This is a genomic window from Thiothrix nivea DSM 5205 (assembly GCF_000260135.1).
Classification (GTDB): Bacteria; Pseudomonadota; Gammaproteobacteria; order Thiotrichales; family Thiotrichaceae; genus Thiothrix; species Thiothrix nivea.
Window position 1 is genome coordinate 496057 of record NZ_JH651384.1, and the last position, 13024, is coordinate 509080.

General features: G+C 57.7%; 10 protein-coding genes and 1 pseudogene. 9 read left to right on the forward strand and 2 right to left on the reverse strand.

Going from position 1 to position 13024, the window contains the following annotated elements; translation table 11 throughout:
* The first annotated feature begins 257 nt into the window (after nt 1-257).
* Complete coding sequence (locus tag THINI_RS02570; RefSeq protein WP_050987986.1) at nt 258-1391, forward strand: chemotaxis protein CheB; 1134 nt, start codon at nt 258-260, stop codon at nt 1389-1391.
* Here the strand turns inward: THINI_RS02570 and THINI_RS27145 are convergent.
* Nucleotides 1309-2576 (reverse strand): annotated as a pseudogene (locus THINI_RS27145) (ISAzo13 family transposase). The gene THINI_RS02570 and the pseudogene THINI_RS27145 overlap by 83 nt on opposite strands.
* Nucleotides 2577-2608: 32 nt before the next feature.
* On the opposite strand from THINI_RS27145, the gene THINI_RS02585 reads away from it, so the two are divergent.
* Both THINI_RS02585 and THINI_RS02590 read left to right on the forward strand, forming a co-directional pair.
* Complete coding sequence (locus THINI_RS02585; protein WP_040839020.1) at nt 2609-4948, forward strand: CheR family methyltransferase; 2340 nt, start codon at nt 2609-2611, stop codon at nt 4946-4948.
* Nucleotides 4945-5562 (forward strand): response regulator transcription factor, encoded by a 618-nt coding sequence (locus tag THINI_RS02590; protein WP_002707104.1) that lies wholly within the window; start codon nt 4945-4947, stop codon nt 5560-5562. Before THINI_RS02585 ends, THINI_RS02590 begins: the two co-directional genes overlap by 4 nt.
* Nucleotides 5563-5574: 12 nt before the next feature.
* Here THINI_RS02590 and THINI_RS02595 read toward each other — a convergent pair whose 3' ends face one another.
* Entirely contained in the window at nt 5575-6321 is a 747-nt protein-coding gene (locus THINI_RS02595) for a spermidine synthase (RefSeq protein WP_040839916.1), read from the reverse strand.
* Nucleotides 6322-6457: 136 nt separating this feature from the next.
* Here THINI_RS02595 and THINI_RS02600 point away from each other — a divergent pair, with 136 nt between their 5' ends.
* Genes THINI_RS02600 through THINI_RS02625 form a run of 6 tightly spaced genes read left to right on the forward strand, consistent with a single transcriptional unit; the run spans nt 6458 to nt 12975 of the window.
* A complete protein-coding gene (locus tag THINI_RS02600; RefSeq protein ID WP_002707106.1) occupies nt 6458-7144 on the forward strand; it encodes an RDD family protein in 687 nt (228 codons plus the stop codon).
* Nucleotides 7141-8157, forward strand: a complete 1017-nt coding sequence (locus THINI_RS02605) for a stage II sporulation protein M (protein WP_002707107.1) — start codon at nt 7141-7143, stop codon at nt 8155-8157. The genes THINI_RS02600 and THINI_RS02605 overlap by 4 nt, the downstream gene beginning before the upstream one ends.
* Nucleotides 8147-9679, forward strand: coding sequence for a DUF4129 domain-containing protein (locus tag THINI_RS02610; RefSeq protein ID WP_002707108.1), 1533 nt, complete (start codon nt 8147-8149; stop codon nt 9677-9679). The genes THINI_RS02605 and THINI_RS02610 overlap by 11 nt, the downstream gene beginning before the upstream one ends.
* A complete protein-coding gene (locus tag THINI_RS02615; RefSeq protein WP_002707109.1) occupies nt 9676-10722 on the forward strand; it encodes a DUF4350 domain-containing protein in 1047 nt (348 codons plus the stop codon). The genes THINI_RS02610 and THINI_RS02615 overlap by 4 nt, the downstream gene beginning before the upstream one ends.
* Entirely contained in the window at nt 10697-11671 is a 975-nt protein-coding gene (locus tag THINI_RS02620) for an AAA family ATPase (RefSeq protein ID WP_002707110.1), read from the forward strand. The genes THINI_RS02615 and THINI_RS02620 overlap by 26 nt, the downstream gene beginning before the upstream one ends.
* Nucleotides 11668-12975 carry a DUF58 domain-containing protein gene (locus tag THINI_RS02625; protein WP_002707111.1) on the forward strand — a complete coding sequence of 436 codons (1308 nt, stop codon included), beginning with the start codon at nt 11668-11670 and terminating at the stop codon, nt 12973-12975. Before THINI_RS02620 ends, THINI_RS02625 begins: the two co-directional genes overlap by 4 nt.
* Nucleotides 12976-13024 lie beyond the last annotated feature (49 nt).

Genomic DNA, 13024 nt, shown 5'->3' on the forward strand with positions numbered 1-13024 from the left:
ACTCCTGTTTTCCCAGCAAATCGGACTTGGTTTATTAGAAAACTCTTATTAGACTCAATCCCGTACCTCGCAGAAACAACGCGCTTGACGCACAGCTAGGAGAGAAACAGCGGGTACGTTGTGGCACAACGTCGCAAGTCCAGAAGAGACCAAACTAGAAGAAACCTGTACGGGGAGCCAGACTTTTTCTGGCTCCCCAATTTTTTGGACTATTGTATTATTCGGGATAACAATAATCCGGAAAAACTGGGACTATCATGACGAGTGATAACGAACTGACCGAGCTTGCCAAACAAGATGAAGCCCCCCATCTGATCATCGTGGGGATTGGCGCGTCTGCCGGTGGGCTGGAAGCCCTGCGGGCGTTGGTGCCCAACCTGCCCATCAACGACCGGGTCGTTTACATCCTGGCGCAACACCTTGACCCCAAGCACAGCAGCATGTTGGTTCCTATCCTGGCGCGCGACACCAACCTGCCGGTCAAGGAACTGGAACATGACCAGCAGCTGGAAGCCGGGATGTTTTACATCATCCCACCCGCAATGGACGCTTTCTACGCAAAAGGCCGCATCCGCCTGGAAAAAGCCACCGGCATCGGCCCCAAGCCGTCGGTTGACCGCCTGTTTGCCTCGCTGGCTGAAAACCACGGGCGGCATGCCATCGGCATCGTCCTGTCTGGCACTGGTTTTGACGGCTCGCACGGCATCCGTGCCATCAAGGCGGAAGGCGGCATCACCATCGCACAACTGGAATCCACCGCGCGCTTTGAAAGTATGCCCCACGCCGCCATCAGCACCGGCCATGTGGATCTGGCCTTGCCACCCGAAGACATCGCCAAGCAAATCCACGACCTGCTGGAGGAACCGGACAGTTCCTTCCTGCTAGCCCGCAAAGCGGAACCCAGCGAAGATGACATTCAGGAAATCCTGCGCCTGTTGCTGGAACAGACTGGCAGCGACTTCCGTGATTACAAGCGCAATACCTTGCTGCGGCGTATTGAACGGCGCATGACTGTCCACAAGTACAAGCAACTGGGTGAATACTGCAAGTTCCTGAAGGACAAGCCGGAGGAACTGTACGAGCTGCACAATGACATCCTGATTTCGGTCACCAGCTTTTTCCGTGACCCGGACGCTTTCCAGGCATTACGCCGGGTGCTGGAAGATGTCGTGCCACAAAGCGGTAACGATATCCGCGTCTGGGTAGCCGGGTGTGCTACCGGCGAAGAAGCCTACTCCATTGCCATCCTGCTGGCGGAATACCTCGGTAACCGCATTGCCCGTTATAAGGTGATTTACCTCAAAGACATTACCCAAAAACAGGGCGAATCAGAATGTCCCATTTTGGTAAAGCAGCATTTCTTTCCAGCCTCGCCTCAACAGCCTCCATAGCTTTTTTGCTGAGGGTCACACCCTTCTCATAAACCTTGTGGCTGAATTCGACCATGGGGTTGATGCCTTTCCAGGTCATGGTTTTTGCCCATTCCAGCAGGGTTTCGGCATCCTTGAGCTGGGTGCCGTTCCAGTGTTGTTCCAGAATCCCCCAGCAGCGTTCAATCGGGTTGTACTTGCTGTGGTAAGGCGGGTAGTACAGCAGGTGGACTGTCTTACCGGTATGGTTGGCGAATTCCACCATGCGCTTGAGGAATTGCGTCCTGATCCCGCTGCTTTCCGGGCCATTGTCCGCTTTGATCTGGATGCACTGGCAGGCGTCCTTGTCAGCAGAAGGCATCTGTTCCCATACCCGGCACAGGGAATCCACGATGAAGTCACTGGTTTTGCTGGAACTGCCGAAGGTCAGGTAAACCTGCCCACTGTCCTCATCCAGTACGCCAAAAGGGATGTATTTCTCTTTGCAGCCCATCTCATGGTCTGCGGCTTTATTGTCACCCCGAGTTTTCCCGCCCCGTGAGTAGTCACCGATGTTGACGGTCGCCTTGCAGTCCATGCTCAGGCGTTTGACCGCCCCATCGGCAAACTGCCCATCGTTGGCCTGGATATTGGCGAAGATGGCGTCGGTTTCTGGAATTTTTTTTGCGGCTTGGCTTTCTCCACCTTGCGCAGGCGGTAGCCATTCCGGTTGAGTATCCGCGCCATGGTGCTGGGGGCGGGCACTTGTCCACCGCTGAAACCCATGGCCTGTAACTGCCGGATGGCTTCCGCCGCCGTCAGGCGGGTGTAGGCGATGCTGCTGCGGAATGTCGGGTCTTGCTGGCTATGTGCTTCCGCCAGCGCCAGCAAGGCGGCTGCCGCTTCCGGCTGGGTTTCCTCCCAGCGCTTCTGGCCACAATACGCCGCCTGCGCACCCACGCAAACCATGCCGCTGCGCTGTTCCTCCAAACCCAACTGCACCCCCTCCCGACCCCAGCCAAAACACCTTTCAGTCTGGCGGGCGTTGCCTGCACAATATTTCCGGCTCATGTCCGCCTGGAACGCACGGCGGGTGCTGCCAGACATTTTCGAGGCCGCCAGTTTCAGGTCGGCTATCTGGGATTCACTCAGGATCGGGTTAGCTGTTTGGGGTTCGGGGGGCATGGGGATAGGAACTCCGCTTGTCGATAAGACAAGTGTAGCCATTGCGGGGGAATCTTTCAGGGAAATCCCCTAAGGTGCAAATTTTCGGCACTGACCTGTACGACGGTGTACTGGCAATTGCCCGTCAGGCACGCTATTCCAAAGCAGCAGTCACCGGCATCGAGCAGCGCATTCTGGACAAATATTTCATCCAGAAAGACGGTGAATACCAGCTTACCCAGGCCATCCGCAACATGGTGCTATTCGCCCGACATGATCTGGTGCGTGACCCGCCATTTTCTCACCTGAACCTGGTTTCATGCCGCAACGTTCTGATTTACTTCAATCAAAATCTGCAACGCAATGTACTGGAATCCTTCCACTACGGGTTGGAGCAAAACGGCATCATGCTGCTGGGCAAATCCGAAACCATCAGCGGCAGTGACCGCCTGTTTGTCGCCGTCGACCGCAAGGCACGCATTTACCGGCGGCGTGGCGATGTTAAAGGTCACCTACCCTATTTGCTGCACAGCCGCCCGCTACGTGAGCAACGAAACCAGTACAACAATAACAACCGTGACAAACCACGCGCCAAATTAAATGACACCATCGACAAGCTGCTGGTCAATATGTACCAACCTGCTTGCGTCATGCTGGACGACCGGCAGGAAATCATCTTCGTGCGCGGCAATGTCGACCCCTTCCTAGGGTTCTCCGAAGGGCGCGCCGCCCTCAGCGTGCTGGAACTGATCAAGGCAGAACTGCGTCAGGATCTACGCGGTTTATTGTACAAGTCGCGGCGCAGCGATGAGGTGGTCAGCAGTCGCCGCATCAACTTCAAGCTGGATGGCGAAGCCGTGCGGATCGTGATGCGTACTCGCCACTTCTCCGCCGGTAAAATGACCGAACAAGAAGTCAGCGTAGTCATTTTTGACGTTTTGCCCGCCAGTGACATTCCCCTCAGCAGCGAACAGGATGCCATTCAGGTCAGCGACGCCCTGCGCATCAAGGAGCTGGAAGAAGAGTTGCGCGAAGTTCGCGAAAGCCTGCAAACCACTATCGAGGAGCTGGAAACGTCCAACGAGGAACTGCAATCCACCTACGAGGAGGCCCAGTCCACCAACGAAGAGCTGTACACCTCCAGCGAAGAATTGCAGACCTCCAATGAAGAGTTGCAATCCACCAACGAAGAGCTGCGCACCGTCAATCAGGAACTGAACGTCAAAAGCAGCGAGGTTGAGGCCACCAACCAGCAACTCAAGTCCTCTAACGACCGCCTGCTGCACGAAATCGAGGAACGCAAATGGGCGGAAGAGCGCTTGGAAATCGAGCGCGCCAAACTCGACACCATCTTCCAGAGCCAGCCCAACTGGATCAATATCTGCGGGTTGGACGGAACCATCCTGGAAGTCAACCCGGCTGGCCCGGAAATCATGGAGGCCTGCAGCACCCAGCAGTTGGTAGGCCGTTCCATGCGTGATTTTGTGTTCCCCGAATACCTGCCAGTGGTGGAGGAATGCATCAACAGCGTTAATACCACCGGTGAACTCAGCAGCCGCGAAATCAAGGTAAAGACCTTCAAGGGCAATACCCGCTGGCTGGAAAGCCGCCCGGTACTGATTCATCTGGACAACGATGAGCTGCGTATCATGTCGATCATCGTCGACCACACCGACCGTAAACTGGCACAAGAGTTATTGTCGGAACGCCAGCAGGAGCTAGCCCACATCATGCGCCTGAATACCTTGGGGGAAATGGCCTCCGGCATTGCGCACGAACTCAACCAGCCGCTGTCAGCCATTTCCAACTACATCCGTGGCTGCGAGTTGCGCATGAAAAACGATCAGTGCAGCATGGCTGAGATCACCGATGTCATGCAACTGGTCGGCACACAGGTGCGCCGCGCAGGCGAGATCCTCCGTTTCGCCAAGGATTTCACCCGCAAGGATCAGGATACCGAATGGCACGACTACGACATCAACACTATCGTGGAGGAAACCCTGCACCTGCTGGACACCACCGAGCAATTCAAGCAGGTCACGCTGGTCAGGAAACTGAGCCCTCTGCTGCCACCTGTCAATGTAAACAAAATCCAGATTGAACAGGTACTGGTCAACATGATCCTGAACGCGCTGGATGCCATGCAGGAAGCTTCTCCTGATGGGTTGGGTTCATTGCAAATAGTTACCGAAGCAGTTGACAAATATGCCGTCAGGGTATCAGTCATTGATGAAGGCCCTGGCCTTCCGCCTGATTACGCCCAGAACATTTTTCGCCCATTTTATACCAGCAAGAAAAACGGTATGGGCATGGGCTTGCCAATCAGCAGTTCCATTATCGAAGTCCATGGTGGTAAGCTTGAGGCACACAATAACGATACCAAAGGCGCAACGTTCAGTTTCACCTTACCACTCAGAGGAACCGTCCGGAAATGAATTACCAGCCGACTGTATTCATAGTTGATGATGACCCTGCTGTACGCGACTCCCTGCGCTGGCTACTGGAGTCAATGCGCCTGAACGTGGCGACTTTCGGGTCTGCCGAGGAATTCCTCAAGTTTTACACCATGCACATGGTCGGCTGCCTGATCCTGGATGTGCGGATGCCCGGCATGAGCGGCCTGCAACTACAACAGTTCCTGACCAAACAGAAGCACTCCCTGCCCATCATTTTCATCACCGGCCATGGCGACATCCCGATGGCGGTGCGGGCAATGCAGGCAGGCGCGATGTATTTTCTGGAAAAGCCGTTTGAGGATCAGGTGCTGCTCGATTATGTGCATGAAGCGCTGGCACTGGATAATTCCAATCAGCAGGCACGCATCCGTCTGGCGACTATCCAGGCGCGCATTGCCAATCTGACTGACCGTGAGCGTGAAGTCATGAACCTTGTTATTGACAACCATTCCAACAAGGAAATTGCCGCCAGACTCGGGGTCAGTATCAAGACGGTTGAATTCCACCGCAGCCACATGATGGAAAAGATGCACGCCAGTTCCCTGATCGAACTGGTCAGCATGGCAAAAGAAACGCTCGCTAACGGCGAGTAAGCTACCTCCCACCTACTCACCCAGCGCCCGCATTCGCGCCAGATGCCGGGTCAGAGGATACCCCAGTGCGCTGGTGAGCTGAAAGGCGTTTTCCTTCATCTCACTATTGGTATGCCAACTTGGCTTCCTGCCTGCCAATATCACCCAGTTGCGGCTACTGGTCAGGACAGTGCGGATGTCGGCGAAATGTTCCCGCAAGGCATTACGCAACGCAGCATCTTCGCGGTGTTCGTTCCAGCAGTTCAACACCAACCAGCCCTCCTCCTTGAGGCTCGCTGCACAGCGGGCGATGAAATCAGCTTTCAGTTGTACCTCATCCACGCCCGTGCCGTGATACAGGTCGGCAAACACCACATCCTGCGTGTGCGGCTGTTCGGCGCACAGGTACTGGTCTGCGTTTGCACACACCAGTTCTATCCGCTTGCCACGCGGCATCTGGAAGAAGCGGTAGGCGACATCAATTACGCTCTGGCGCAGTTCCACCGCCGTGATGCGGATGCCGGGGATCATGTGGTGCAGCGCGGTGACCAGACTGCCGCCACCTACGCCCAGAATCAGTACCCTTCTTGGCTGGCAGAACAGCAGCACCAGCAACATCGCTTGGGTGTACTCGAATTGCAGCACATACGGTACGGCTTTTAGGCAGCGACTCTGCTCGTCGTTGGGGGCGAACGACAAGATCCGGCACTCCCCATCGTCGGTGACGGTGATGGGGCCGAATTCGTCGGTACTGTCGTACAAGGTCTGGATGTCTGGCATGGGCTGGAATATAGCAGATCGCCTGTCACTTCGGTGCAGGCTGGTCGCTTTGCGGTTGACATATTTGCCATTGGTCTTCATCCTCTGTGGAAAATTATACAAACACATCCAAGCATAAAGGGTTTGGCACGCCTGCATGAGACTGGACACTACCTACACCGTCAATACGCCCGAGGGCATTGCTTTGCAGCTTTCCCCCGCCGGGCCGGTTCCGCGTCTGCTGGCGTGGATGGTGGATTTGCTGCTGCGTTCCCTGATCAGCGCGGGCCTGTTCGCAGCCCTGGGGGGGTTGGGGCGGATGGGCGTCGGCATTGCACTGATCCTCACGTTCCTGCTGGAATGGTTTTACCCGGTGTATTTCGAGCTGCGCCAACAGGGGCAGACGCCGGGCAAGAAGATGCTCGACATCTACGTGGCGCAATCGGATGCCAGCCCGGTAACGCCTTCCGCCTCCATCGTGCGCAACCTGCTGCGGGTGGTGGATTTCCTGCCGCTGTTCTACGGTTTTGGCTTCATCAGTATGTTGCTAAACCGCCGGTTCCAGCGTCTTGGCGATCTGGCAGCCGACACAGTGGTACTGCACAAGACCCGCCACAACGGCCATATCCCTATAGCCGAAGCCAACCCGATACGCCCGGAGGTAACGCTCACCCTGCCCGAGCAACAGGCCATCATGCTGTTTTCCCAGCGTAGCAACACGCTGGCGGCGGCACGGCAGGAAGAACTCGCCCGCATGACCGGCCCCTTGGTGGCGCAACAGGAAAACGCAACCCGCTGGCTGCACGGCATCGCCAGTTGGCTGAGCGGAGGCGGCAAGGCATGAAACAGGAACAGTTCATCCGCCAGTACCAACCGCTGTGGGATCAGCTCGCAGCCTGGCTGGACTATCAGCAAACCCCCAAACAGCAACGCAAACGCGAAGGCTTGCAGGAACCGCCACTGGACTTCCCGCGCACCTACCGCCAGCTCTGCCACCATCTGGCACTGGCACAGTCACGCATGTACAGCCCGCTACTGATCGGGCAACTGAATGAACTGGTGATGCGCGGGCATAACCGGCTGTATACCTCGCGGCTGCATTTTGCGCACCGTTTCGTCACGTTCTATCTGCGCGACCTGCCCCGGTTGGTGCGGCGGGAATGGGTGGCGATGTTGCTGGCCGGGGCGTTGTTCTTCGGTAGTTTCTTCACCATTCTGGCCGCTATCCAGATCGAGCCGGAGCTGGTGTATTCGGTGATCAGCGGCGAACAGGTGGCGGGCATGGAAGACATGTATGACCCGGAGCGTACTTCCCGCTTCGGGCGTGAACGCGAGGCTGACAGCGATGTGATGATGTTCGGGTATTACATCAAGAACAACACCGGAATTGGTTTTCAGGTATTCGCGGGCGGCCTACTATATGGGTTGGGCAGCCTGTTTTTCCTGCTCTACAACGGGCTGGCGATTGGTGCGGTGGCCGGGCATTTGACCCAGATCGGTTATATCGAAACCTTTTGGGGGTTTGTGGCCGGGCATAGTGCTTTCGAGCTGACCGCCATCATGCTATCGGGCGCGGCGGGCTTCAAGCTGGCGCAAGCGCTGATCATGCCGGGGCGCAAGTCACGCCTGCTGGCCTTGCGCGACAATGCGCAACAGGCTATTGGCATTGTCTACGGTTCCGCCACCCTGTTCATCATGGCGGCGTTTGTGGAAGCGTTCTGGTCATCACAGGCATGGATTCCGGTCACGGTGAAATACGTGGTCGGCATCGGCTTGTGGGTGCTGGTAATTGGCTATTTCACCCTGTTGGGGCGTGGTGAGCTGGCCGCTGAGCGGAGCCAAAGCGATGAAGCTTGACGACATCACCGCCAATATCCGCTTGCGTTCGCCGTGGGAAGCCGTCGACCTTGGCTTTGCGCTGGTACAGCATAACGCCCGCTGGATTTTTCCGGCCTGGAGCGTGGTATTGCTCAGCGTTGCCCTGCTGGCCTGGGTGCTGACCCCCGCCGATTACCACAATTTTGCCCCGCTGGTGGTGTGGTGGTTCAAGCCGCTGTATGACAGGGTACTATTACACATTCTCAGCCATCAGATGTTCAACCAGCACCTGGCCACCGCAGAAATTTTCAACGCCATACCGGGGCTGTTGCGTAATAGTGGCCTGTTCAGTGCACTGACCTGGCGGCGTTTTTCCCTGTCGCGCGGCTTCAACCTGCCCATCTGGCAACTGGAACAACTGCGCGGTAAACCGCGCAAGGAACGCCAGAACCTGTTGCACCTGCAAACCCATACGCAAGCGGTATGGCTGATGGTTGCCTGCGTGCATCTGGAATATGTGCTGATGTTCAGCCTGTATGCGCTGATCATTATTTTCGACCCTACCGACGGTGCCTGGAATTACATCCTCAGCAGTTTTATCGACCCCCTGGATCGTGATGCCCAATACTGGGGCAATCTCATTTACCTGCTGCTGTACACCCTGACCGTGTGGGTGGTGGAACCGCTCTATCTCGCGGCCAGTTTCAGCCTGTACCTGAACCGCCGCACCCAACTGGAAGCCTGGGACATCGAGCTCGCTTTCCGCAGCCTGGGGGAACGGCTCGGCAAGCTGGAGCGGACACTGCCCATACTGTTGCTGATCCTGGGACTGGGGATTTTCCTGATACATCCAGCCCCCGCGTTGGCAGTGGCAAAAACGGAGAGCGAATACCTGTCGCCGCAACGCCTGCCTGCCGGTGAATCTGCCAAACAGATCAACGAAGTCATGCAGGTTGAAGAACTTTCCAGCGTATACACGCGCAAGGCGTGGATGCCGCGCCAACAGCCTGAAATGGGGCAGGAACCCACCGCCGAATGGCTCGAATCCCTGCAAGTGCTGTTCGCCGGGTTCCTGAAAATACTGCTGTGGATCGCGCTCGTGGCACTGACATTCAGCGCTTTTTTCCACCGCCAGCGTATCTTTGCCCTGCTGAAACCGGTACGGCGCAAACTGCCAGGCACTGCCCCGCCTGACATCCTGTTTGGTATGGACATCCGCCCCGAATCGCTGCCGGATGACATTGCCGCAACCAGCCGCCACCTGTGGGAAAACGGCCAGCCGCGCGAAGCCCTCAGCCTGCTGTACCGGGGCGCACTGATGCGTCTGACCCGCCATGACCGCTTGCCGGTGCAAGCCAGCCACACCGAAGGTGACATCCTGCAACTGGCACGCGGGCATCTTGGTGGCGAACGCATGGCCTGGCTGGCCACCGTTACCCATGCCTGGCAGGAAATTGCCTACGCCCACCGCCCACCCGCCAATGCCCTGGCAGAATCCCTGTTCGATGGCTGGTCGCAACATTTCACTGCTCCGCCCATGATGGACGAGGTGGCTGCATGAAACTGCAAAACATCCTCCTCAGCGTCTTTACCGTGTTAGCCACCGCAGCAATAGCGCTGTGGTTCCTGCAAACCTTTGAATTGAAGGAGGTCGACGAGCATGTCGGTTTTCGCGGTGAAGCCAAAACCAACCAGCTATTCGCCGCCCGCCTTTTCCTCAAACACATGGGCATCCCTACCGAACGCAAGGATGGCCTACGTGAGCTGCCCACCGATACCGACACCGTGCTGCTCATCGACACCCAGCGCTACACCCTTTCACAGCAGAAAATCGACGAACTGCTGGCCTGGGTAGAACGCGGCGGTCACCTGATCACCCGCGCCCGTACCCCAAACGGCGAAACCCTGTATGACGATAGCAATGATGAAACCGCAGATGACGACGCTATCCCCGAACCCGTCAACGACGCCCTGCAAACCGCCCTGGGCATCACGCTGGGCAAACACATCATCCCGGAAGACGACGACCTGCCACTGGAGGCAGAACTCTCCAGCATGGGATACGCGCTGGAAGTCGAGCCGGAGTTTTTCTACACACTCGTAACCGATACAGACGCCTACCCGCAACGCTACCAGGATTCGGCATGGCTGCTGGAACTGGAACACGGCGCAGGTCTGGTGACACTGGTTGCCAACCTCGACTTCATCGAAAACCCCGCGCTGGAGGATTACGACCACGCCGAATTTCTCTGGCACATGATACACAGCCTACGCGATGCACCCCGCGCGGTGTGGCTGGTACACATGGACGACATGCCGCCGCTATGGCAACTACTCTGGCAACACGCCTGGGCTCTGGTGCTGACGCTGGCGGCTTTCATCCCGCTGACCATCCTCGCCTTCAGCCCGCGTTTTGGCCCCTTGATCCCCACCCCACCTGCAGGACGCCGCCGCATTCTGGAACACATCCACGCCAGCGGCCTGTTCATGTGGCGACGCCAGCAAAAACACGGCGATGCGCAATACGACGCTTTCGCCGCATCCGTCGAACAACTTTACCCCACCACAAGGAAACAACATGACAACCACAAGCCTGACGCTTGAACAGGCCAGCAGCCTGGCTGGCAGCATACGCCACGAAATCGGCAAAGCACTGATCGGGCAGAAACGGGTGGTGAATGAAACCCTGATCGCCCTGCTGGCGGGCGGGCACGTGCTGATCGAAGGCGTTCCCGGCCTCGGCAAGACCTTACTGGTGCGGGCGCTGGCCACAACCATCAGCGGGCAGTTTGCGCGCATCCAGTTCACCCCTGACCTGATGCCCGCCGACATCAGCGGCCATGTGCTGTTTGACATGCAGAACCAGAGTTTCAACGTGCGCAAGGGGCCGGTGTTCACCCACCTGTTGCTGGCGGATGAAATCAACCGCGCCCCGGCCAAAACCCAGTCCGCCCTGCTGGAAGTGATGCAGGAACAGCAGGTGACCATCGAAGGCAAATCCTTCCCGGTTCCCCTGCCCTTCATGACGCTGGCGACCCAGAACCCGATCGAGCAGGAAGGCACTTACCCCTTGCCGGAAGCCCAGCTGGACCGTTTCCTGCTGAAAATTTTCATCGGCTACCCGGAACTGGCGGAAGAGGCGGAAATGGTTACGGTTGTCACCGACCAACAAGTGGGCGACCGCTTCAAACTCGACAAACTGCAAGCGCTGGCATCACCCGAACAGGTACTGGCCATGCAGCAGGTCGCCGCCAGCATTGCTGTGGATGTGGCGGTGCTGGATTATGCCGTGCGCATCACCCGCGCTACCCGCCAGTGGCAAGGCTTGCGCTTCGGCGCGGGGCCACGTGGCAGTATCGCGCTAGTACGTGCTGCCCGCGCCAATGCGCTGCTGGCGGGGCGTGATTTCGTGCAGCCGGATGACATCAAGCAGGTGTGCCTGCCGGTATTGCGCCACCGGGTTTCGCTTGCGCCGGAAATGGAACTGGAAGGCTACACAGCCGACCACCTGCTGGCCAGCGTACTGGAAAAGACCGAAGCGCCACGCACATGATCCTGCCCGCCCGCCGCAGCTTCCAACTGGTTGGCGCGAACGCCGCTGTCGCACTGCTGGCCAGCTTGTTCCCCGACCTGATCGGCCTGTGGTATGTCACGGTCGGGGTAAGCCTGCTGCTGGCGTTCGCGGATATGTTGCTGGTAGCGACGGAACCAGCCCCACGTGCCGAACGTTTCGTGCCACATTCCCTGCCGCTGGGGGTAAAACGCACCGTGCGGCTGCGGCTGCACAATGACGGCAAGCGCCTGTTGAGCGTGCAGGTCTTTGACCATTTCCCGCAGCAATTGAGCGTCAGCGGTTTTCCGCTAAGGTTGGGGCTGGAAGCGGGCAAGTTTGCCGAGCCGCTTTACGAAGTCACCGCTACCGAACGCGGCAGGCTGCATTTCCCCTGCGTGCAAGTGCGGGTGCTGTCACCGTGGCAACTGTGGCTGCATGACCTGAAACTGCCGGTGGCATCTGAAACCCGCGTCTACCCCAATTTTGCCGCTGTAGCCCAGTACGCGCTGATGGCGACAGACCATCACCTCAGCCATATCGGCATCCTGAAAAAACGCCGCCGGGGTGAGGGGCAGGATTTCCACCAGCTACGTGAATACCGCGCGGGCGATAGCTTACGCCAGATCGACTGGAAAGCCACCGCGCGGATGCACAAACCCATTTCGCGCGAATACCAAGACGAACGCGACCAGGAGATTGTGTTCCTGCTGGACTGCGGCCACCGCATGATGGCGAAAGATGATGCGCTTTCCCACTTCGACCACACCCTGAATGCGATGCTGCTGTTGACCTACGTGGCGCTGCGGCAGGGTGACGCGGTAGGCATGGGCAGTTTCGGCGGCGCAAACCGCTGGCTACCGGCACACAAGGGGCAACACAATGTGCAGCACATGCTGAATGCGCTGTATGACTTGCAGCCAACCCCGCAAGCACCTGATTACGCGCAGGCCGCCACCGAATTGCTGGTGCGGCAGAAAAAGCGCGCGCTGGTGATCCTGCTGACCAACCTGCGGGATGAAGACCTCGACGACCTGTTACCCGCCCTGCACCTGTTGCGCAAGCGCCATCTGGTGTTGTTGGCGAGTATGCGGGAGCAAGCGATTGATCAGGCGCTGGAAGAGCCGGTGGATAATTTGGAAGATGCGCTACACAAAGCGGCGGTGCAGCATTATCTGGGAACGCGGGAAGCCACGCTGGAACGGATCAGGGCGGTGGGCATCCGCTGCCTGGACGTGCCACCGCCGGAACTGTCGGTTAACCTGATTAACCACTACCTCGACATCAAGCGCAGCGGCGTATTGTAAAAACCGCATTATAAGAAAATCGTCTACACTCGATAAAACACCGAGGGAG